The organism is Curtobacterium sp. AB7, assembly GCF_044909335.1.
Classification (GTDB): Bacteria; Actinomycetota; Actinomycetes; order Actinomycetales; family Microbacteriaceae; genus Curtobacterium.
In genome coordinates this window covers 23,415-45,170 of sequence record NZ_JBIYED010000007.1, presented here as the reverse complement: position 1 = coordinate 45,170, position 21,756 = coordinate 23,415, and the positions used below count along the sequence as shown (strand labels likewise).

General features: G+C 70.0%; 20 protein-coding genes. 9 read left to right on the top strand and 11 right to left on the bottom strand.

The window, feature by feature from the left end:
• The first annotated feature begins 75 nt into the window (after positions 1 to 75).
• Positions 76 to 1,629 carry a stealth conserved region 3 domain-containing protein gene (locus ABH929_RS14285; protein WP_404561696.1) on the top strand — a complete coding sequence of 518 codons (1,554 nt, stop codon included), beginning with the start codon at positions 76 to 78 and terminating at the stop codon, positions 1,627 to 1,629.
• A 627-nt stretch (positions 1,630 to 2,256) separates the two neighbouring features.
• On the opposite strand, the gene ABH929_RS14280 is transcribed toward ABH929_RS14285, so the two are convergent.
• The 5 genes from ABH929_RS14280 to ABH929_RS14260 all read right to left on the bottom strand — a co-directional run bounded on the left by ABH929_RS14280 (position 2,257) and on the right by ABH929_RS14260 (position 7,634).
• Positions 2,257 to 3,216 (bottom strand): phosphodiesterase, encoded by a 960-nt coding sequence (locus ABH929_RS14280; protein ID WP_404561695.1) that lies wholly within the window; start codon positions 3,214 to 3,216, stop codon positions 2,257 to 2,259.
• 162 nt (positions 3,217 to 3,378) lie between these two features.
• Positions 3,379 to 5,067, bottom strand: coding sequence for a cytochrome bc complex cytochrome b subunit (locus tag ABH929_RS14275; RefSeq protein WP_404561694.1), 1,689 nt, complete (start codon positions 5,065 to 5,067; stop codon positions 3,379 to 3,381).
• On the bottom strand, positions 5,067 to 6,131 hold the full coding sequence (locus ABH929_RS14270; protein WP_111084029.1) for a ubiquinol-cytochrome c reductase iron-sulfur subunit: 1,065 nt from the start codon (positions 6,129 to 6,131) through the stop codon (positions 5,067 to 5,069). The genes ABH929_RS14275 and ABH929_RS14270 overlap by 1 nt, the downstream gene beginning before the upstream one ends.
• A gap of 33 nt (positions 6,132 to 6,164) precedes the next feature.
• On the bottom strand, positions 6,165 to 6,974 hold the full coding sequence (locus ABH929_RS14265; RefSeq protein ID WP_123294420.1) for a cytochrome c: 810 nt from the start codon (positions 6,972 to 6,974) through the stop codon (positions 6,165 to 6,167).
• A 21-nt stretch (positions 6,975 to 6,995) separates the two neighbouring features.
• Positions 6,996 to 7,634, bottom strand: a complete 639-nt coding sequence (locus tag ABH929_RS14260) for a heme-copper oxidase subunit III (protein WP_111084027.1) — start codon at positions 7,632 to 7,634, stop codon at positions 6,996 to 6,998.
• 70 nt (positions 7,635 to 7,704) lie between these two features.
• Here ABH929_RS14260 and trpD point away from each other — a divergent pair, with 70 nt between their 5' ends.
• Positions 7,705 to 8,769, top strand: coding sequence for an anthranilate phosphoribosyltransferase (gene trpD, locus ABH929_RS14255; RefSeq protein WP_404561693.1), 1,065 nt, complete (start codon positions 7,705 to 7,707; stop codon positions 8,767 to 8,769).
• Between the two features lie 96 nt (positions 8,770 to 8,865).
• Here trpD and glpK read toward each other — a convergent pair whose 3' ends face one another.
• The gene (glpK, locus tag ABH929_RS14250) at positions 8,866 to 10,377 is read right to left on the bottom strand and encodes a glycerol kinase GlpK (RefSeq protein WP_111084025.1); all 1,512 of its coding nucleotides are present in this window, start codon (positions 10,375 to 10,377) and stop codon (positions 8,866 to 8,868) included.
• A gap of 74 nt (positions 10,378 to 10,451) precedes the next feature.
• The gene (locus ABH929_RS14245) at positions 10,452 to 11,177 is read right to left on the bottom strand and encodes an MIP/aquaporin family protein (protein WP_404561692.1); all 726 of its coding nucleotides are present in this window, start codon (positions 11,175 to 11,177) and stop codon (positions 10,452 to 10,454) included.
• A 318-nt stretch (positions 11,178 to 11,495) separates the two neighbouring features.
• Here ABH929_RS14245 and dhaK point away from each other — a divergent pair, with 318 nt between their 5' ends.
• From dhaK to dhaM, 3 genes are all read left to right on the top strand, one after another.
• Positions 11,496 to 12,497 (top strand): dihydroxyacetone kinase subunit DhaK, encoded by a 1,002-nt coding sequence (gene dhaK / locus ABH929_RS14240; protein WP_404561691.1) that lies wholly within the window; start codon positions 11,496 to 11,498, stop codon positions 12,495 to 12,497.
• 74 nt (positions 12,498 to 12,571) lie between these two features.
• Entirely contained in the window at positions 12,572 to 13,213 is a 642-nt protein-coding gene (gene dhaL / locus ABH929_RS14235) for a dihydroxyacetone kinase subunit DhaL (RefSeq protein ID WP_404561690.1), read from the top strand.
• Complete coding sequence (gene dhaM, locus ABH929_RS14230; protein ID WP_404561689.1) at positions 13,210 to 13,932, top strand: dihydroxyacetone kinase phosphoryl donor subunit DhaM; 723 nt, start codon at positions 13,210 to 13,212, stop codon at positions 13,930 to 13,932. Before dhaL ends, dhaM begins: the two co-directional genes overlap by 4 nt.
• A gap of 117 nt (positions 13,933 to 14,049) precedes the next feature.
• Here the strand turns inward: dhaM and ABH929_RS14225 are convergent, their stop codons facing one another.
• A complete protein-coding gene (locus ABH929_RS14225) occupies positions 14,050 to 14,658 on the bottom strand; it encodes a TetR/AcrR family transcriptional regulator C-terminal domain-containing protein (protein ID WP_404561688.1) in 609 nt (202 codons plus the stop codon).
• A gap of 55 nt (positions 14,659 to 14,713) precedes the next feature.
• On the opposite strand from ABH929_RS14225, the gene ABH929_RS14220 reads away from it, so the two are divergent.
• Together ABH929_RS14220 and ABH929_RS14215 are read left to right on the top strand one after the other, a co-directional pair.
• Positions 14,714 to 15,940 carry a beta-ketoacyl-[acyl-carrier-protein] synthase family protein gene (locus tag ABH929_RS14220; RefSeq protein ID WP_404561687.1) on the top strand — a complete coding sequence of 409 codons (1,227 nt, stop codon included), beginning with the start codon at positions 14,714 to 14,716 and terminating at the stop codon, positions 15,938 to 15,940.
• Between the two features lie 31 nt (positions 15,941 to 15,971).
• Entirely contained in the window at positions 15,972 to 17,873 is a 1,902-nt protein-coding gene (locus tag ABH929_RS14215) for an ABC transporter ATP-binding protein (RefSeq protein WP_205462442.1), read from the top strand.
• Positions 17,874 to 17,882: 9 nt separating this feature from the next.
• Here ABH929_RS14215 and ABH929_RS14210 read toward each other — a convergent pair whose 3' ends face one another.
• Positions 17,883 to 18,719, bottom strand: coding sequence for a helix-turn-helix domain-containing protein (locus tag ABH929_RS14210; RefSeq protein WP_404561686.1), 837 nt, complete (start codon positions 18,717 to 18,719; stop codon positions 17,883 to 17,885).
• A gap of 102 nt (positions 18,720 to 18,821) precedes the next feature.
• Between ABH929_RS14210 and ABH929_RS14205 the strand changes: the two genes are divergently transcribed.
• Positions 18,822 to 19,502: an SDR family NAD(P)-dependent oxidoreductase gene (locus ABH929_RS14205; RefSeq protein WP_404561685.1), complete on the top strand. Its 681-nt coding sequence runs from the start codon at positions 18,822 to 18,824 to the stop codon at positions 19,500 to 19,502.
• A 34-nt stretch (positions 19,503 to 19,536) separates the two neighbouring features.
• On the opposite strand, the gene ABH929_RS14200 is transcribed toward ABH929_RS14205, so the two are convergent.
• Positions 19,537 to 19,986 carry a GNAT family N-acetyltransferase gene (locus ABH929_RS14200; protein ID WP_404561684.1) on the bottom strand — a complete coding sequence of 150 codons (450 nt, stop codon included), beginning with the start codon at positions 19,984 to 19,986 and terminating at the stop codon, positions 19,537 to 19,539.
• A gap of 91 nt (positions 19,987 to 20,077) precedes the next feature.
• On the opposite strand from ABH929_RS14200, the gene ABH929_RS14195 reads away from it, so the two are divergent.
• Positions 20,078 to 21,109: an alcohol dehydrogenase catalytic domain-containing protein gene (locus ABH929_RS14195; protein WP_404561683.1), complete on the top strand. Its 1,032-nt coding sequence runs from the start codon at positions 20,078 to 20,080 to the stop codon at positions 21,107 to 21,109.
• Here the strand turns inward: ABH929_RS14195 and ABH929_RS14190 are convergent.
• A complete protein-coding gene (locus ABH929_RS14190) occupies positions 21,106 to 21,732 on the bottom strand; it encodes a hypothetical protein (RefSeq protein ID WP_404561682.1) in 627 nt (208 codons plus the stop codon). The two genes, ABH929_RS14195 and ABH929_RS14190, sit on opposite strands and share 4 nt — an antisense overlap.
• Positions 21,733 to 21,756 lie beyond the last annotated feature (24 nt).

Genomic DNA, 21,756 nt, shown 5'->3' with positions numbered 1-21,756 from the left:
GAACCGACCGGGCGGGCGGACGGTAGGATCGCAGGGTCGGGTACAGGACCCGGCAGCACGACCCGAAGGGCATGGATGAACGACGAGACCGAGCCGGTGACCGAGAGTCCTCTGCTGAACCCTCGACCGTCCTCCGGCGGTCTCGACCGGCCCGACGTCGTCGTCCGCAAGGGCCGACTGACGCTGCTCAACGGCCACCTGACGCCGCAGCAGTCGATGATCGAGGACCTGTTGTTCCTCGACGACGCGTTGACCGAGGCCGACGTCGACCACCTGCTCATCCGCGGCAACGACGAGCGTCCGGTCATCGCGATCGACGAGCGCGACCGACAGCGTGCGGAGAGCGCCGTCATGGCCGCCGCCGTCAACGAGCCGTTCTACGCGAAGCCGCCGGGCGAACCGGCCGTGCTCGTGCAGGACGACGGCCTCGGGCCGGTCGACGAGCCGGTGTTGCGCGTCTTCCGCCCGCGTCTCGAGCCCCTCGGTCGTCTGCGTTACGGCGCCGAGACGAGCGTGCAGCTCGAGTTCTGGCGACTCACCGACACCGAGGTGCTCGCGCCCGTCGAGAACGCACTGATGCGCCGCAGCCTGCCGGTCGACGAGTTCGTGCTCGTCGACATCGAGCGCTACGGCCGCACTTGGCGCACCGTCGAGCACATGTTCGACGACCACGTCTCCGACATCCGGTTCCCGATCGACATCGTCTTCTCGTGGGTCGACGGCAACGCCATCGAGTACCAGCGCGCCCGCCAGGCAGCGCAGGCGACGGCCGTCCTCGGCGAGGGCGACGACGCCCCCGCACGGTTCCGCCAGATCGACGAGCTCAAGTACGCACTCCGCTCGGTGCACACCTTCGCACCGTGGATCCGTCAGATCTACATCGCCACTGACTCACCCGCGCCGCACTGGCTCGCCGACCACCCCAAGGTCCGCATCGTGCGCAGCGAGGAGTTCTTCGCCGACCCGTCCGTGCTGCCGACGCACAACTCCCAGGCCGTCGAATCGCAGCTGCACCACATCCCGGGCATCAGCGAGCACTTCATCTACTCGAACGACGACATGTTCTTCGGTCGCACCGTCGACCCGTCGATCTTCTTCAGCCCGGGGTCGGTGTCGAAGTTCATCCTCGCCACCACCCGCATCGGCCTCGGCGTGAACAACGCCGCGCGCAGTGGGTTCGAGAACTCCGCGCGGGTCAACCGTCGCCTGTTGCAGCAGCGGTTCGGTGCGGTCACCACCAGGCACCTCGAGCACGCGCCCACCCCGCTCCGGTCGTCGATCATGACGGAGATGGAGCACGAGTTCGCCGATGAGTTCCGTGCCACGGCGGCGTCGCGCTTCCGTGCTGCCGAGAACATCTCGGTGACCAACTCGCTCTACCACTACTACTCGTTGCTCACGGGTCGGGCGATCGTGCAGGAGAACGCGGACGTCCGCTACATCGACACCACGATGCAGTCCGGGCTGCGGTCGCTCGACGAGCTGCTCAAGAAGCGGAACGCGGACTTCTTCTGCCTGAACGACGGCAGTTTCCCCGAGGTCAGCGACAAGGAGCGGACGCAGCGCGTGACCGACTTCCTCGAGCGCTACTTCCCCTTCCCCGCGCCGTGGGAGCGCGCCGGCGCTTAGGACGCGCCAGCGTCCTGCCGGCGCGCTCCGGGCGAGCCCGCGCGCCCGGCGCCGAAGCCCGGCCACGCGCTCCGGGCGAGCCCGGCGCCGGGATCGAGCCACGCGGTTCGGACGCAATCGCGCGCCGACCGGTCGCGACTGCCCGCCACCTACACGCCGAGCGGTCACAGACCGTCGGTTGCGCCGCCCGCAGTCGACGGATCGTGACCACGCGACGCGGCACCGGCGGTGTGTCGCGACCATCTCGCGCGCCGGGAGGCTCGTGGCCAGGCCGCCACGGGCCTCCCGGCCGATAGGCGACCGCTCCACCGCCCCGGCCGATCCAGGCCGGTGCAGGCAGGTCCAGGCCGGTCCAGGCCGGTCCAGGCCGGTCCAGGCCGGTCCAGGCCGGTCCAGGCCGGTCCAGGCCGGTCCAGGCCGGTGCCACGCTCGCGGTCGGTCACGACACCCCGTCGGCAATGCGGCGAGTGGTTGCAATCCGTCGCCAGAAGCATCGCCGGGCGACGGAACGTGACCACTCGACCCCGGCGCGGCGGGGAGTCGTGACCACGCGCCCACACTTGCTGCGCAGAAGAGGTCGGGTTCCCATGACGGACCCGACCTCTTCTGCTCACGAAGTGCGGCGACCTACCGGTGCACGGGGGAGACCGGCACCGAGTCGAGCGTGAAGACCGGGATGCTCGAGGTCACCGGAGCCGGCTCGACCGCGGGCGGGATCGTGACCCCGTGCGCTGCGAGTCGGGCCTCGGTCTCGACGGCCGACACCGGTTCGCCGACCGTGGAGTAGTGACCGATGGGGACGACCGAGTGCACGACGTTGTGGCCGTAGACGTGCACCAGGTTGAACGACTGCGCGCCGTCCCGCCCACGCGTGCCACCCTGGAACTCGGTGAGGTCCTGCGTGTAGCAGGTGGCACTGGCGACCGACACGGGGATGCCCGCGAAGACCGCGCTCGTCGAGTAGTGCAGGTGTCCGGCGATGATCGACAGGACGTCACTGCCCTCGATGACCTCGGCCAGGGCCTGCTGGTCGCGGAGCTCGACGAGGACGGTCAGGTCCTGGACGCTCGGCACAGGCGGGTGGTGCATGGCCAGGATCGTGCCGTGCGGCGCAGCCTCGGACAGGACCTCGGCCAGCCAGTCGAGCTGCTCGGGGGAGACCTCGCCGTGGTGGTGGCCCGGGACGCTCGTGTCGAGGGTGATCACCCGGAGACCGTTGACGTCGTAGACGAAGTCGACCGGACGGTCGGTGGGGTGCAGCCCGAAGAGCTCCTGACGGAACGCGCCGCGCTCGTCGTGGTTGCCCATCGCCCAGATCACCTGGGCACCGATCCGGCGGGCAGCCGGCTCGACGATTTCGCGGACGCGGGCGTAGGCACCCGGTTCGCCCTTGTCGGCCACGTCGCCGGTGACGACGATCGCTTCGGGCCGGGTGCCTGATGCCTCGATGTCCGCGACGATCTCGGTGAGCCGGGCGGCGGAGTCGACCCCGCCGTACAGATCGCCGTCGCCGGAGACGAGGTGGGTGTCGCTGAGGTGGAGGAGGAAGTGGTTCGGCCTGGGGTGTTCGGCCGTCCGGCTGTCCATCGGGGTCTCATTCCGTTGGCGGATGCGTGGTGCAACACGTTGCCACACCGTCCTGGACGAGTCCAGCACGTGTCGGTGAACCAGCCGTGAACTGGGGGCGGCGTTTGCCCATCGCACGCAGAAACCCCCGCCACGTGGTGGCGGGGGTTCCTGTCGTCGTGCTTAGTGCTTTTTCTCGACCTGCGGGGCCTGGTGGCTGCCCTCGAGGTCCGGGCCGTGGTGGGCAGCGTGCGCTGCCTCGAGCTCGGCCTTCGAGACCGGCTCGATGCGGTCTTCGAAGAAGAAGCGGGAGACGCTCGCACGGGCCTTCTGGACCACGGTGATCTGCCCCTTGGCGTTCGGGCGGATCATGAGCGGCTTGTACTCGTTGAACTGCAGCAGCTTCCAACGCTCGTACTCGTCGAGCTGCTCGTGCACCTCGATGTACTCACCGTGGGGGAGTCGGACGATGCGACCGGACTCGTAGCCGTGCAGGACGATCTCGCGGTCCTTCTTCTGGAGTGCGAGGCAGACACGCTTCGTGATCCAGAAGGCGACGAACGGGCCGAGGACCGTCGTGGCCTGGATCACGTGGATCACGTGTTCGATCGACACCAGGAAGTGGGTCGCGATGATGTCCGACGACGCCGCAGCCCAGAGGCTGGCGTAGAGCGTGATGCCGGCGGCACCGATCGCCGTGCGGGTCGGGGCGTTGCGCGGGCGGTCCAGGATGTGGTGCTCGCGCTTGTCGCCGGTGATCCACGACTCGAGGAACGGGTACAGCAGGATCGCGAGGATGAGCAGCACCAGGACCGCGATGGGCGCCAGGATGTTGAACGACACCGTGTAGCCGAACCACACGACCTCCCAGTGCGGCGGCACCAGACGCAGTGCGCCGTCGGCGAAGCCGATGTACCAGTCGGGCTGGGTACCGGCGGAGACCGGCGAGGGGTCGTACGGGCCGTAGTTCCAGATCGGGTTGATCGTGAACATCGACGCGATGAGGGCGATGATGCCCGCGACGATGAAGAAGAACCCACCGGCCTTGGCAGCGAACGCCGGGAGGATCGGGACACCGACGACGTTGTCGTTGGTCTTGCCCGGGCCGGCGAACTGGGTGTGCTTGTTGATCACGACGAGCACGAGGTGGACACCGAGCACCGCGACGAGGATCGCCGGCAGCAGCAGGATGTGCAGCGTGTAGAGGCGGCCGACGATGTCGGTGCCCGGGAACTCGCCACCGAAGAGCAGGTAGGCGATCCAGACGCCGATCACCGGGACACCCTCGATCATGCCGACGATGATCCGCAGACCGTTTCCGGACAGCAGGTCGTCGGGGAGCGAGTAGCCGGTGAAGCCCTCACCCATGGCGAGGACCCAGAGCAGGAAGCCGAAGACCCAGTTGAGCTCACGCGGCTTGCGGAAGGCGCCGGTGAAGAACACGCGGGCCATGTGCAGCATGATCGACGCCACGAACAGCAGGGCTGCCCAGTGGTGGACCTGGCGGACGAAGAGCCCGCCGCGGATGTCGAACGAGATGTCCAGCGTGGACTGCAGCGCCGTCGACATCTCGACGCCCTTGAGCGGGACGTACGAGCCGTTGTAGACGACCTCGGCCATGGAGGCCTGGAAGAAGAACGTCAGGAACGTGCCGGAGAGCAGGACGACGACGAAGCTGTACAGCGCCACCTCGCCGAGCATGAAGCTCCAGTGGTCCGGGAAGATCTTCCGGCCGACTTCCTTGACGAGCCCCGAGATGCTGGTGCGCTCGTCGATGTAGTTGGCGACCCCGCCGATGATGCGGGATCCGCGCTCCGGAGCCGGCTTGTTCGCCGTGCTGCTCGGTGCCGTGGTGGTGGGGGTGCTGGTCATCAGCGTTCACGCTCCCAGAAGGACGGTCCGACCGGCTCGTGGAAGTCGCTCTGGGCAACCAGGTAGCCGTCGTCGTCGATCGCGATCGGAAGTTGGGGGAGGGGGCGTGCGGCCGGACCGAAGATGACCTCGCAGTTGTTCGAGACATCGAAGGTGGACTGGTGGCACGGGCACAGCAGGTGGTGCGTCTGCTGCTCGTAGAGCGCGACCGGGCATCCGACGTGGGTGCAGATCTTGGAGTACGCGACGATGCCGTCGTAGCCCCAGTTCTCGTGGCCCTTGGACGGGTTGAGGTCCTTCGGGTCGAGACGCATGAGGAGGACGGAGGCCTTGGCCTTTTCCTCAAGCATGTGCTCGGAGTCGAGCATGCCGTCCGGGATGACGTGGAACACCGAACCGATGGTCACGTCCGAGGCCTTGATCGGCAGACCCGTCGGGTCCTTCGTCAGGCGCAGGCCCTGCTTCCAGAAGGTGTGGCGCAGGAGCTCGTTCGGGTCCTCGGCCGGAGCGAGGTCGCGGACCAGGACGATGCCCGGCAGCGGGAACGCGGCCAGCGCACCGATCATCGAGTTGCGGATCAGCTTGCGACGGCTGAAACCGGACTCCTTGTCGGCCAGCTGGAAGGCCTCGACGGCCTTGGCGCGCGTGGCGTCCGTGCCGCGGGTGCCGTGGCGGAGCTCGGTGATCTCGCGGTCGACGACGAGCGACTTCGACCAGTAGACCGCACCGAGACCCAGCGCGATGAGCGCGAGGGCGATCGAGAGGCCGAGGAAGAGGTTCGCGGTGCGGACCGTCCCGAAGTCGTTCGAGTCGATCGGGAACGCGACGTAGGCCGCGATCGAGAGGACGCTGCCGACGATCGAGAGGTAGAAGAAGGTCGCGACCTGACGCTCGGCCAGGCGCTGCTTCTTCGGGTCGACGTCGGTGCGGCGCGCGCGGTGCGGCGGCTCACCCGGGTTCTCGAACGGGTCGGTGGGCAGCACCGCGATCCCGGGGGAGGTGGTCGTGCCGTGCTTCTCGACAGCCGAGGACGAGTTCAGCGTCTCGTCGTCGTGCTCTGCCATGGTGTTCCCTTCAGTGTCGTTCGACACGGACGATCAGTTGGACTTCGCGGTCAGCCAGACGGTCATCGCGACGACCGCGCCGAGTCCGAAGATCCAGATGAACAGGCCCTCGGCCACCGGGCCCAGGGAGCCGAGTGCGAACCCGCCGGGCGACTTGTTGTCCTGCACGTACTTGAGGTACGTGATGATGTCGGCCTTCTGCTCCGGCGTGAGGTTCAGGTCGTTGAAGACGGGCATGTTCTGCGGGCCGGTCTGCATCGCCTCGTAGATGTGCTTGCCGGAGACCGTCGACAGGTTCGGGGCGTACTTGCCTTCGGTCAGGGCACCGCCGGCGCCCGCCACGTTGTGGCACATGGCGCAGTTGATGCGGAAGAGCTCGGCACCCTCGGCCGCGTCGCCGTCCTCACCGTTGGTGAGTTCGGTGGACGGAACGGCCGGGCCGGGGCCCAGCGAGGCGACGTACTCGGCGAGGGCGTCGACCTGCTCGTCGGTGAACTGCGCGGGCTTCTCTTCGGCCTGCGGGCCCTGGGCTGCCATCGGCATGCGGCCGGTGCCGACCTGGAAGTCGACCGAGGCGGCGCCGACACCGATGAGGGACGGACCCTCGCTCGTGCCCTGGGCGGAGAGGCCGTGGCAGGTCGCGCAGTTCGAGGCGAAGAGCTTCTGGCCCTCGTTCACCTTCGACTGGCTGGTCGCCGCGACGGTGCTCGTGCTGTCGTCGGCGTTGGCCGTGGAGCTGAAGAGCGCGTACGCACCGCCGGTGGTCATGAGGCCCACGACGATGAGCGAGACGGTCGCCATCGGTGAACGGCGGCCCTTCTTGGTCTTGGTTCTGTTGAACATGTGCTCGGGGGTGTCCAGTTCCTACTTGAGAAGGTAGATGACGGCGAAGAGGAAGATCCACACGACGTCGACGAAGTGCCAGTAGTACGACACGACGATGGCGGTGGTCGCTTCCTTGTGACCGAAGTTCTTCGCGGCGAAGCCGCGGCCGAGCGTCAGCAGGAAGGCGATGAGGCCGCCCGTGACGTGGAGGCCGTGGAACCCGGTCGTCATGTAGAAGGCCGAGCCGTAGGCGCTGGAGGAGAGCGTGACGCCCTCGTGCCAGAGGTTGGCGTACTCGAAGATCTGGCCGCAGACGAAGATCGCGCCCATCGCGTAGGTGACGAAGAACCACTCCGTCATGCCCCAGTGGCGCGGGTTCCAGCTCGTGCGGTGCACCTGGAAACGCTCTGCAGCGAACACGGCGAACTGGCACGCGAAGCTGGACAGCACCAGGATGATCGTGTTCACCGAGGCGAACGGCACCTCGAGCTTGGAGGTTTCGGCCGCCCACAGCTCGGGGGACGTGCTGCGCAGCGTGAAGTAGATCGCGAACAGGCCGGCGAAGAACATGACCTCGCTGCCCAGCCACACGATCGTCCCCACGGCAACGGCGTTCGGCCTGTTCAGGGCCGGACCGCTGGCGGATCTGGAGAGAGGGGTGCTAGTCACGTCCTCCATTATGGCCGAAACCCCAGACAGTGTTTTCGCAGGAGACTGGCGGGTCTCTCGAATTCACTACGATCGAGCCATGCCTGACGCACTCTCTTGGCCTGCAGTGATCAGCGCGCTCATGGCGCGCGAGGACCTGACGATCAGGCAATCCACATGGGCCATGGAGGAGATCGTGCACGGGCGCGCCACCCAGGCACAGATCGCCGCGTTCGCCGTGACGCTCCGCGCGAAGGGCGAGACCGTCGACGAGGTGGTCGGGTTCCGCGACGCGATCCTCGACGCCGCCGTTCCGCTGGACGTCGACCCGATGGCGTTGGACATCGTCGGCACGGGTGGGGACGTCGTCGGCACCGTGAACGTCTCGACCATGGCGGCGATCGTCATCGCCGCCGCCGGGGTGCCCGTCGTGAAGCACGGCAACAAGGCGAGCTCGTCGAAGTCCGGTTCGAGCGACGTGCTCGCCGCACTCGGGCTCGATCTCACGATGGACGCCGCGCGTGTCGCGGACACCTTCCGGCGTGTCGGACTGACCTTCGCGTTCGCCAACGCCTTCCACCCGGGCTTCGCGCACGCCGGGCCGGTCCGCCGCGAGATCGGTGTGCCCACGGTGTTCAACTTCCTCGGGCCACTCGTCAACCCCGCACGGTGCGAAGCGAACGCCGTCGGCGTCGCGCAGCTCGAACTCGTGCCGATCATCACGGGCGTGTTCCAGACCCGCGGCGCGACCGCCCTGGTGTTCCGGGGGGACGACGGCCTCGACGAGCTCACCACCACCGGCCACAGCCACATCTGGGAGGTCACCGGCGGGCGCATCATCGAGCACGACCTCGACCCGCGCGACCTCGGCATCGCACGTGCACGCACCGAAGACCTCCTCGGTGGCGACCCCGAGCACAACGCCGGCGTCGTGCACCGCGTGCTGTCGGGGGAGACCGGCCCGGTACGCGACATCGTGCTGCTCAACGCCGCAGCCGGCCTGGTCTCGTTCCGTCTGGCGCAGGACCCGGCCGAGTCCGACCGGCCGATCCTGCAGCGCTTCCGCGAGCAGCTCGCGGTCGCGGCCGAGGCGATCGACTCCGGCGCCGGCACCCGCAAGCTGGCGGACTGGATCGCGGTCCCGAGCGCGACCGACGCGCAGTAGACGCAACCGACGGGAGGCCCGGTGCCGGTTCGAGGAACCGGCACCGGGCCTCGCGTCGGTGCGTTCAGTGCACGCGGTCAGCGTGCGCGTGCGTCGCTACTGGACGTCCTCGTCGACCCAGTCGAAGGTCTTCGTGACGGCCTTCTTCCAGAGGCGGAGCGTGCGCTCGCGCTCCGCGGCGTCGAGCTGCGGCTCCCAGCGCTTGTCCTCCTGCCAGTTGGCACGGAGCTCGTCGAGGTTGGCCCAGAAGCCCACGGCGAGACCGGCCGCGTAGGCCGCGCCGAGCGCCGTCGTCTCGGCGACCACCGGACGCACCACCGGCACGTTGAGGATGTCGGCCTGGAACTGCATGAGCTCGTTGTTGGCGGTCATGCCGCCGTCGACCTTGAGCTCGGTCAGGTCCACTCCCGAGTCGGCGTTCACCGCGTCCAGGACCTCGCGGGTCTGCAGCGCCGTCGCCTCGAGGGCCGCACGTGCGATGTGCCCCTTGTTGACGTAGCGGGTCAGTCCGACGATGGCACCGCGGGCATCCGGACGCCAGTACGGCGCGAAGAGCCCGGAGAACGCCGGCACGAAGTACACGCCGCCGTTGTCCTCGACGGTCTTGGCCAGCGCCTCGACCTCCGGGGCACTGCCGATGAGACCGAGGTTGTCGCGGAGCCACTGGATGAGCGAGCCCGTGACGGCGATCGAACCCTCGAGTGCGTAGTGCGTCTCCTGGTCGCCGAGCTTGTAGCCGACGGTGGTGAGCAGGCCGTTCTCGGAGCGGACGATCTCGGTGCCGGTGTTGAAGATGAGGAAGTTGCCGGTGCCGTAGGTGTTCTTCGACTCGCCCTGGTCGAACGCCGCCTGACCGAAGGTCGCGGCCTGCTGGTCGCCGAGGATGCCCGCGATCGGGACCTCGCGGAGCAGGTTGGACGACTCGACGTGGCCGTAGACCTCGGAGGAGCTGACGATCTCGGGGAGCATCGACTTCGGCACACCGAAGTCGGCGAGGATGTCGTCGCGCCACTGGAGCGTCTCGAGGTCCATGAACAGCGTGCGGGACGCGTTCGTGACGTCGGTCTTGTGGACGCCGCCGTCGACGCCACCGGTCAGGTTCCAGAGGACCCAGGTGTCGGTGGTGCCGAAGAGCAGGTCCCCGGCCTCGGCCTTCTCACGCGCACCCTCGACGTTCTCGAGGATCCACATGATCTTGGTGCCGGCGAAGTAGGTCGCGAGCGGCAGGCCGACGATGGCCTTGTAGCGGTCGGTGTCACCGTCGGCGAGCTTGTCGACGATCGACTGCGTGCGGGTGTCCTGCCAGACGATCGCGTTGTAGATCGGCTTGCCGGTGGTCTTGTCCCAAACGACGGCGGTCTCGCGCTGGTTCGTGATGCCCACGGCGGCGACGTCGTGACGCGTGATGTCGGCACGCGACAGTGCCTGACCGATCACCTCGCGGGTGTTGTCCCAGATCTCGGCGGGGTCGTGCTCGACCCACCCGGCGCGCGGGAAGATCTGCTCGTGTTCCTTCTGCCCGGTCGAGATGATCGAGCCGGAGTGATCGAAGACGATCGCTCGGGTGGAGGTCGTGCCCTGGTCGATGGCGACGATGTAGTCGGCCATTGGTGCTCCTTACGGGTGTTCGGTGCGGTGAGCGGCACGCGATCGCGGGCCGCTCACCCCGGGGTTGGGGTGGTTCAGCTGACGACGGGCAGCAGGGCGTAGGACAGCCCGGCGGCGAGGGCGCCACCGACCAGCGGTCCGACGACGGGCACCCAGGCGTACGACCAGTCGCTCGAGCCCTTGCCCTTGATGGGCAGGAAGGCGTGCGCGAGGCGCGGGCCGAGGTCACGGGCGGGGTTGATGGCGTAGCCGGTCGGGCCACCGAGGCTGACACCGATGGCGATCACGAGGAAGGCGACCGGGATCGCGCCGAGCTGCGCCGGGGTCTGGCCGTTGGTGAAGGCGATGACGACGAACACCAGCACGAAGGTGCCGATGATCTCGGTCACGAGGTTCCAGCCGTACGACCGGATCGCCGGTCCGGTGGAGAAGACGCCGAGCTTGGCGGCGGGGTCGGGCTCCTCGTCGAAGTGCTGCTTGTAGGCGAGCCAGACGATGACGGCCCCGATGACCGCACCGATGAGCTGGGCGAGCCAGAACAGGAGCATGGCGCCGACGGTGATGTTGCCGAGGATGGCCTGGGCGAGGCTGACGGCCGGGTTCAGCTGGCCGCCCGACTTGTACGACACGGTGACACCGGCGAAGACCGCGAAGCCCCAGCCGATCGTGACCATGAGGAAGCCGGCTCCGAAGCCCTTCGACTTCGAGAGGGACACGGCGGCGACGACACCGCCACCCAGGATGATGAGCATCGCTGTACCGACGAGCTCGGACAGGAACTTGACGCCGATGTCGTCCATCGGTGACCTCCAGTGCGTGAGGTGGGGGTCCGGTGGTGCTGCGCCGCACTCCCCGTTGAGTGATTGAGGCCGAGCATAGTGACGCGGAGAACGACGGGGCGATGAATTCCTGAGGGAAGTCCGGGATCGTGCACGAACGTGCAAGCGCCGTGCGCTGCAGGGGATCGTGAGCCGGTGACGCGTCCCCGTCGCGCTGCACGAACGTGCAGACCGGACGAACGAGCGCCCGGGTGTCGGATGTAGATTGGGCGCACTCCGGTCGACGACGGCGGTGTGGAGTTCGCCTCGGCTCGGCCCCGTACCCGTGGAGGCACGCGCATGAAGAAGCTCATCAACGACCCGCAGGCCGTGGTCGACGAGACCGTCCGGGGGTTCGCCCGGGCACACGCCGGACACGTCGTCCTGGTCGAGGACCCGATCCACCTGCACCGGGCCGACGCCCCCGTCGCCGGCAAGGTCGGCATCGTCAGCGGAGGCGGCAGCGGACACGAGCCCCTGCACGCGGGCTTCGTCGGGTACGGCATGCTCGACGCCGCCGTGCCGGGCCCCGTGTTCACGAGCCCGACGCCCGACCCGATCGTCGCAGCCACCAAGGCCGTCGACGGCGGTGCCGGCGTCCTGCACATCGTGAAGAACTACACCGGCGACGTGCTGAACTTCGAGACCGCCGCCGAGCTCGCCGAGCTGGACGACATCCGCGTCGAGGCCGTCGTGGTCGACGACGACGTCGCCGTGCAGGACTCGCTCTACACGGCCGGTCGCCGCGGCGTGGCCGGCACCGTGGTCGTCGAGAAGTGCGCCGGCGCTGCTGCCGAACGGGGCGACGACCTCGACGCCGTCGCTGCGGTCGCCCGCCACGTCAACGACGTCACGCGGTCGATGGGCCTGGCCCTGGCGTCCGGCACCGTGCCGCACGCGGGGGAGCCGTCCTTCGCGCTCGCCGACGACGAGGTCGAACTCGGCATCGGCATCCACGGGGAGCCGGGGCGCGAGCGCATCCCGATGGCCCCGGCCGACCAGCTCGTCGACCGGGTGCTCGAACCGATCCTCACCGACCTGGACGCTCCGGCCGGTTCCGAGCTGCTCCTGCTCGTCAACGGCATGGGTGGCACTCCGCTGTCCGAGCTCTACATCGCCTACCGCCGTGCCGCCGAGGTGCTGACGGACCGCGGGTACGACGTCACGCGTAGCTTGGTGGGCGACTACGTCACGTCCCTCGAGATGCAGGGGTTCTCGCTCACCGTCACGGTGCTCGACGAGGAACTCACGGCACTCTGGGACGCCCCGGTGGAGACCCCGGCACTGCGCTGGGGTCGCTGAGCGGCCGCCATCGGCCGCTCGACCACCGACCACGACACCGAGCCCACCGGGCCGGACACACGAAGGGAACCGCATTGGCGCTCGACACCGCATGGGCCATCGACTGGGTCCGTCGCACGGCTGCGACGATCGACGAACACCGGGCAGAGCTCGTCACGCTCGACCGCGAGATCGGTGACGGGGACCACGGCGAGAACCTCGACCGCGGGTTCCGCGCCGTGCTCGAGGCAGTCGACGGCGGGTCCTTCGACACGCCCGGCGCCGTGCTGAAGACGGTCGCGACGAAGCTCATCTCGACCGTTGGCGGCGCCGCTGGTCCGCTGTTCGGCACCGCGTACCTGAAGGCAGCCCAGGCTGCTGGTGACGCGTCCGAGCTCGACGCCGACACGCTCGTCGCCGTGCTCGCCGCTGCCCGCGACGGCGTGGTCTCGCGCGGCAAGGCCGCCGTCGGCGACAAGACGATGGTGGACGCCTGGACCCCCGCGGTCGACGCCGCCACCGCAGCCGCCGCAGCCGGTGACGAGCCGGCAGCGGTGCTCGCCGCCGCGGCCGACGCCGCCGCCTCGGGCGCCGAGGCCACCGAACCGCTCGTCGCCCACAAGGGGCGCGCGAGCTACCTCGGCGAACGCGCCGTCGGGCACCGCGATCCGGGTGCACAGTCGACGGCGTACATCCTGCGTGCCGCGGTGGACGCGGCGACGGGCGCCGCCGCGTGACCGTCGGCATCCTGATCGTCTCGCACAGCGCCGCGATCGCCTCCGGCACCGTCGAGCTCGCCCGCCAGATGGCGGCCGACGTGCCGCTCGTCGCGGCCGGCGGGACCGACGACGGCGGCATCGGCACGTCGTTCGAGGCGATCACCGCCGGCATCGAGGAGCTCGCCGACGCCGACGCCGTCGTCGTCCTGTGCGACCTCGGCTCTGCCTACCTGACCACCGACACGGCGCTCGACTTCCTCGACGACGACGTCCGCGCACGCGTTCACGTCTCACAGGCACCCCTCGTCGAGGGCGCGGTCGCCGCGGCCGTCGCGGCCCAGACGGGTGGTGACGCCGAGGCAGTGCTCGCTGCCGCGGCATCCGCCGCAGGGTCCGCGGACGACGCGAGCAGCGCCTCCCGTCCGTCCGGTGACCAGCCGGGAGGCCCGGGGCCGGGTGACGGGGCTGCCAGCGTCGACGACGTGGCCGCGTCCGCGAGCGTCGACCTCGTGAACGAGACCGGCCTGCACGCCCGCCCCGCGGCGGAGTTCGTGAAGACGGCAGCCAGGTACGACGCAGCGGTGCGCGTGAACGGCGTGGACGCCAAGAGCCTGCTGGCGATCATGGCGCTGGCGCTGCCGAAGGGTGCCACCGTGTCGATCGAGGCGAGCGGGACCGATGCGCAGGTCGCGGTCGACGCACTGGTGGAGCTGGTGCGGAGCGGTTTCGGCGAGTAGGCGTCGCCGCCGCTCAGCTTCCAGCCGAGTCTCGCGTGAGGCGACAGTCCTCGCCGTGCTGAGCGCGAGAACGGTCGCCTGGGCCGAGTCTCGGCCCGCCCGGGCCGAGACTCGGGGTCAGCGGATGGACACCGTGCCGGCCAGGTCGAGGTCCGACGGCCCGCCGGTGACGCCCGCATCGGCGAGGAGCGTCGCGCCGAACACCGCGCTCCAGAACGTCCGGGAATCACGGCCGACACCGCTCGGACTCGTCCAGCCGTGCTCCGCGACGACGCGCTCGAGGTAGCGCTCCGACTGCCGGAACAGGACCGCGAGCAGGAGTCGCACGCGCTCCCGCTGGGCGTCGTCGTCACCGGCGGCGGCCAGCGCGCGCACGACGAGCAGTGTCGACGGCATGGCGAGCGCGGTGCGTGCGAGCACCTGACGGAACGCGTCGGTGGACCCGGCTCGCCGACCGGCTGCCTGCAAGCGCGTCGTGTCGCGGAGGAAGAGCGCGAAGGCGGCGTCGAGGACGAGGCGGTCCTTCGAGCCGTAGTGGTGCGTGATCTGGTTCGGGTAGACCCCGGCCGCACGGGCGATCTCGCTGACGGTGACGGCGTGGCGTGCGGCGCTGGTTCCGCCCGCGTCACCGGCTGCCCCTGCGCTGAGGAGTCCGGCGGTCGCGGCGAGGATCCTCGCCCGGGTCGCTGCGCCACGGGTCGTCCCGGTGCCGTCGGTGGTTGCCATCTCTGAATTGTACGTGGTACAACTCCACTTGTTCAACGTACAAGAAGGAGCACTCGTGGACATCTCCATCTCCATCACCGGCTACGGCGCCGTCTCCCCGTTCGGCCACGGCGTCGCGCCGCTGTGGGAGGCCTTGGTCGCCGGACGCTCCGGCGTGCGCGAGTTGCACCGCGACGGACAGTTCTGGGAGCGGGTGCCGATCACGGTCGGCGCCGACGCGGCACTCGACGCCGAGTCCGCGCTCGGTCGCGTCCGGGCGAACCGGCTCGACCGCAGCCAGCAGCTCGCGCTCGTCGCCGCCGGCGAGGCCTGGGCAGACGCCGGCGCGCCCGCCGTCGCGGGTGACCGCCTGGCCGTCGTCGTCGGGACCGGCATCGGGGGAGTGGAGACGCTGCTCGACGCGCACGACGTGCTCGGGACCTCGGGTGCTCGTCGGGTGTCGCCCCGGACCGTCCCGATGCTCATGGCCAACGGGGCCGCGGCGCAGATCAGCATCGAGTACGGCGCCCGCGCCGGTGCGTACACGACCGTCTCGGCGTGCGCGTCCGGTGCCGAGGCGATCGCGACCGCCGCGCGGCTCATCGTCACGGGGGAGGCCGACGTCGTCATCGCGGGCGGTACCGAAGCAGCGGTCACCCCGGTCACCATGGCCTCGTTCGCGCAGTCCCAGGCCCTCGCGAAGCCCGACGGTGACGACCCCACCACGTTGTCACGACCGTTCGACGCCGACCGTCGCGGGTTCGTGCTCGGCGAGGGTGCCGGGTTCGTCGTCCTGGAACGGGCCGCGCACGCCGCCGCCCGCGCACAGCGGTCGCACGGCACGCTCGCCGGGTGGGGGATCACGTCGGACGCCTTCCACATCACCGCCCCACTCGGGGACGGCAGCGAGCAGGAACGCGCGATGACGGCGGCGATCCGGATGGCCGGCCTCACCGGGGCGGACATCGACCACGTCAACGCGCACGCGACCGGGACCCCGGTCGGGGACGTCGGCGAGGCAGCGGCGATCGGTCGTGCGGTCGGGACCGGTGCGCTCGTCACCGCGCCGAAGAGCGCCATCGGGCACATGTTCGGTGCGGCGGGAGCGGTCGAGGCGATCCTGACGGTCCGGACGCTCGAGACCGGGGTCGTGCCGCCGACCCTGAACCTGCAGCACCAGGACCCGGCAATCGACCTGGACGTGGTGGCGGGGACCGCTCGGACCGCGACCATGCGTGCGGCGCTGGGCAACTCGTTCGGGTTCGGCGGGCAGAACGCCTCCTTGGTGTTCACCGCGGTCTGAGGGGCGCGGGGGCCGACGTATCCTGACTGCCATGAGCATGGAAGGCGTGGCCTGGAGCTCGCTCTACAAGATCTCCACCGCCAAGGACGGCAAGCACGGCATCTCCCGTGAGTCGGTCCGGCGGATCATGACGTTCGCAGTGCCCTACCGGGCCAAGCTGGTGGTCTTCATCGTCCTCTCCGTCGTGGGCGCCGTCCTGGCGGTCGCGACACCCGTGCTCGCCGGCCGGGTGGTCGACGTCATCGTCGCCCGTGGCGCGCTCGGCACGATCACCTGGCTCGCGGTCGTCATCGCCCTGGTCGCCGTGGGCGACGCAGGGGTGTCGCTCGCGACGCGCTGGTTCTCGGCACGCATCGGCGAAGGCGTGATCCTGGACCTCCGGACCGCCGTGTTCAACCACGTGCAGAAGATGCCGATCGCCTTCTTCACCCGCACACGCACGGGTGCCCTCGTCAGTCGCCTCAACAACGACGTGATCGGCGCACAGCAGGCCTTCAGCGGCACGCTGTCCGGCGTGGTCACGAACACCGTGGCGCTGATCCTCACCCTGACCGTCATGCTCAGCACGTCCTGGCTCGTGACCGTCCTGGCGATCGTCATGCTCCCGGTCTTCCTGGTCCCCGCGCGCCGCATGGGCAGCCGCCTCGCCGCGCTGCGTCGCGAGGCCGCCGACCACAACGCCGCCATGAGCACGCAGATGACCGAGCGCTTCTCCGCGCCCGGCGCCACCCTCGTGAAGCTGTTCGGCCGTCCCGACGAGGAAGCGGAGGAGTTCCGGGTGCGCGCCGCCCGCGTCCGCGACATCGGCGTGCGGAGTGCCCTGCTGCAGTTCGTCTTCGTCACCGCCCTCACCCTGGTCTCCGCCCTCGCCCTCGCGCTCGTCTACGGGGTCGGCGGCGCCCTCGCGCTCGGTGGCCAGCTGAACACGGGCGACGTGGTGACGCTGGCCCTCCTGCTCACCCGCCTCTACGCACCGCTGACCAGCCTCGCGAACGCCCGGGTGGAGATCATGAGCGCGGTGGTCAGCTTCGAGCGCGTCTTCGAGGTCCTCGACCTCGAACCGCTCATCCAGGAGAAGCCCGACGCCGGCACCGTCCCCGACGGCCCGGTGGCGGTCGAGTTCGACGACGTCCGTTTCGCCTACCCCGCTGCGGACAAGGTGTCCCTCGCCTCGCTCGAGGAGGTCTCCACGCTGGACACCCGCGGCGGTGACGAGGTGTTGCACGGCGTCTCGTTCCGGATCGAACCGGGGCAGACCGTCGCCCTCGTCGGCACCTCCGGAGCCGGCAAGTCCACGATCGCGCAACTGCTCTCCCGCCTGTACGACGTCGACAGTGGCGCCGTCCGGCTGGCCGGGTCGGACGTCCGCGACGTCACGTTCGCCTCCATGCGGCACACCATGGGGATGGTGACGCAGGACGGCCACCTCTTCCATGAGACGATCCGCTCCAACCTGCGCCTCGCGCGGCCCGAGGCGACCGAGGACGAGGTGTGGGACGCCGTCCGGCGCGCGCGGCTCGAACCACTCATCCGCTCCCTGCCTGACCAGCTCGACACCATGGTCGGGGAGCGTGGTTACCGGTTGTCCGGCGGCGAGCGCCAGCGGATGACCATCGCCAGGCTCCTGCTCGCCCAGCCGCGCGTCGTCATCCTCGACGAGGCCACCGCGGCGCTGGACTCGACGTCCGAGGCCGCCGTGCAGGCTGCGCTCAGCGAGGCGCTCGAGGGGCGGACGGCGATGGTGATCGCCCACCGGCTGTCGACCATCCGCAGCGCGGACCTGATCCTCGTGGTCGAGGACGGGTCGATCGTCGAGCGTGGGACCCACGAGGAACTGCTGGCCGTGGGCGGACGGTACGAGGAGTTGCACCGGACCCAGTTCGCCGTGCAGAAGGACGTCGCGGCCGATGAGGAAGCGCTACGCCCGAGCTAGGTCCTCAGGTCACGGCGCCGTGCTGAACTGCTGCAGTCCGGTGACCCGAAGCAGGTCGAGCTTCGCGGCGTCCTCGGTGCCGGGGACCGCGGTGTAGAGGACGATCCGCAGGTCGCCGCCCGGCACCGTCAGCACGTCGCAGTCGATCTCGATGGGGCCGACCGGCGTGTGCACCTGCTTGCGGCTCGCCCGGTGCTCGGCGATGCGCCCGGTGTCCCAGCGGCGTTCGAACTCCGGCGACTCCCGGCGCAGCCGCGCGACGAGCTCGGCCAGGTCGCGGTCGGCGGGGTAGCGACCGGACGCCTGACGGAGGTCCGCTGCGAGGTCGCTCGAGAACTCTTCCTGGTGCTCGTCGTCCCACTCGACGCCGTCGTGGGCGTGCATGAAGTGCCGCCACACCAGGTTGCGCTCGATCCCGACCGCCCGCGAGGGGTCTCCGTTCAGCGCAGCCCACAGGTCGTTCCACAGCACGATGTCGTGCGTCGCCGTGAACACCGCGATCGGGACGTCGCCGAGCCGGTCGACGAGCCGCTGCACCCCGGGGGTGATGTGCCGCGGGACGACCTGGAGCGACGGGGGAGCGACGCCGGCGACCCTGCACAGGTGGTCGCGCTCGGCGGCGGTGAGCCGGAGCGCCGTGGCGAGGGCGCCGAGCAGCTGGGGTGAGGGGTTCAGCGCGCGGCCCTGCTCGAGCCGGACGACGTAGTCGACGCTCACCCCCGCGAGCGCTGCGAGTTCCTCGCGCCGGAGACCGGGGGTCCGTCGGCCGGGCCCGGCCGGCAGGCCGACCTCTTCGGGACGGACACGGTCGCGCCAGGAACGCAACACACTCGCGAACTCGCTCATGCCCACCATCCTCGCCCCGCGCCTCCTGTCCTTCCTGGTACTGGTGGTCCCACCGTCGCACGGTGCCTGGGGGAGTCAGCCGCTCGGGCGGAGAGTGGGGGCATGACAACGACACTCATCACCGGAGCCAACCGCAGTCTCGGGCTCGAGACCGTCCGCCGCCTGGTCGACGCGGGCCACACCGTGTACGCCGGCATGCGCGACCCCACCACGGGCGACGAGGCGCGTGCCCTGGGCGCCCAGGTGGTCCAGCTCGACGTGACCGACCAGGACAGCATCGACGCCGCGATCGCCACCATCCCCGCCCTCGACGTGCTCGTGAACAACGCCGGCATCCTCGGGACGTCGTTCGGGGTCGACGACCTCGACGCCGCCGCGATGGCCACCGTGCTCGACACCAACGTGACGGGCATCGTCCGGGTCACGCAGGCGGCGCTCCCGCTCCTGAGGGCGTCCGACCACCCCGTGATCGTGAACGTCGCCTCGGGCGTGGGGTTCGCCAGGTGGTTGACGACCCCGGGCCACGACGAGTACCCGGTGCCGGCTGTGCCCTACGCCGCGTCGAAGGCCGCGGTGATCGCGCTGACCGTGCAGTACGCGAAGAACCTGCCGGAGTTCCGCATCAACGTCAGCGACCCCGGGTACACCGCCACCGAGTTCAACGGGTTCGGTGGACACCAGACGATCACCGAGGGCACCGACGCGACCGTCGCGCTCGCCACGGTCGGGCCGGACGGGCCCACGGGGGAGTTCCACAACCGGGATGGCCGCATCGAGTACTGACGCTCGCCGGGCGCGGACGGTCGCGGTATCCGCTTCAGTCGTGCACATCGGCACCGAACCCCGGCCCAGGGCGCATCATCCAGCCCTCCGGGTCGGGGAGCGGACGGAACCCGAACCGCTCGTACAGGCCCTGCGCGTCGGCGGTGAACAGGGCGAACCGCTTCAACCCGAGTGGCTCGATCGCCTCGGTCACGCCCTGCACGAGGGCGACGCCGACGCCACGGCCACGAGCGTCCGGATCGACGAACACGTCGGCCAACCAGCCGAACGTCACCCCGTCGGTGATCACCCGGGCGTACCCGAGCTGCGCGCCCGTCGCGGTGTCGTAGACGCCGAAGTTGCGGGACCCGGCGATGACCGCGTCCTGGGTGGCACGACTGCGACCCCGCGCCCAGTACGACTGCTCGCTGAGCCAGCGGTGCACGCGGTCGACGTCGAGGTCGGCGGGGTCGGCGGAGAAGTGCAGTGCGTTCGGTTCGTCCATGGGTCCAGTGAACCGGCCGTCGCCGTCGGCGTGCAACGGCCGATCCGTCGTCTGTGGACAACACGACAGCACCGTCTGGGACGATGGCGGGATGCGCGCAGTCCAGTACGACCAGTTCGGATCCGCCCCGTCGATCGTCGACCTGCCCGATCCGGTGGCACCGGACCACGGGGCCGTCGTCCGGGTCGCGGCCACCGGGGTGTGCCGCAGTGACTGGCACGCCTGGAAGGGACACGACGACTCCGTCTCGCTGCCGCACGTCCCCGGGCACGAGTTCGCCGGTGTCGTCACGTCCGTCGGGGACGCGGTGACCCGGGTGTCGGTCGGGGACCGGGTGACCGCGCCCTTCGTGTTCGCCTGCGGGACGTGCCCGGAGTGCGTCGACGGCGCCACCCAGGTGTGCACGCGCCAGCAGCAACCCGGGTTCACGCTGCCCGGTTCCTACGCCGAGTCCGTCGTCATCCCGCACGCCGACGTCAACGTGGTCGCGCTCCCGGAGACCGTGGGCTTCGCCGAGGCCGCGGCACTCGGGTGCCGGTTCGGGACGGCCTACCACGCCCTGCATGCCCGAGGTCGGGTCGCAGCAGGGGAGTGGGTGGCCGTGTTCGGCTGCGGCGGAGTCGGCCTGTCGACGATCATCGTCGCGGTCGCGGCGGGCGCGCAGGTGATCGCGGTCGACGTCTCGTCTGCGGCACTCGAACGTGCCGCAGCACTCGGCGCCGTCACCCTGCCGATGGACGAAGCGGCAGTCGCCGCGGTCCGTGCTCGGACCGACGGCGGCGCGCACGTCTCGATCGACGCCTTCGGCAGCCGGGCGACCTCCGTCGCAGCGGTCGCATCCCTGCGCCCTCGAGGACGTCACGTGCAGGTCGGCCTGCTGCTCGACGACGAGGCCGAGCCGGTGATCCCGATGGGTCGCGTCATCGCCGATGAGCTCGAACTGCTCGGCAGCCACGGCATCTCGGTGGGGGAGTACGCGGCGATGCTCGCCGACGTCGTCACCGGGCGACTGCGTCCGGACGACTCGATCGGCCGGACCATCGGCTTCGACGACCTGCCCGGCGCGATCGTGGCCATGGACCGTCCCGCCACGTCGACCGGGATGACCGTCGCCGTCTTCTAGCCGTCCGCGCTGACGCGGAGCAGCTGCACGGTGGCGTACCGGACGGCGTCCGATGCCTCGCGCAGGTCGTGGTCGAGCTGCATCGCGATCTGCTCGTCGGCCCACACACCACCGGCCTCGATGGTGTCGAGGGGGTGCACGGGCCGCTCTGGTCGGTTCGCCCAGTCCGCCAGGTGCGTCGTGCGGTCGTCGCTCAGGGGGACACCCAGTGCGGCGTCGGGATCGCGGTGAGCGCGGTGCGCCTCCGCCTCGACCGTGTCGATGTCGATCGGGGGAGTCAGCCCGGAGACCCGGTAGCGGTCGGCGATCTCGTGCCACCACTCGGTCGCCCGTCGCACGTGCCCCTCGGCTCGACGGACCATCTGATCGGTGATGTCGGCCTCGTGCTCAGCGTCGGTCTCGGCCGTCAGGAAGCCGTCCGAGTACCCGAGGATCCCCACGAGGTCGTCGGCTTCGGACCGGAGCAGTGGACGTGCGCCGTCCTCGACCGACTCGACGGTCGCGGCGTCCCAGTGCCAGCCGCGCAGCCGCATCCGGAGGGCCAGGTCGTCAGGATCGGAACCGGCCAGTCGTTCGCGGACACCCCGGAGGTTCCGGCCGATCTGAGCATCGGTGAGTGTCATGGCGACGACGCTACGCATGCGACG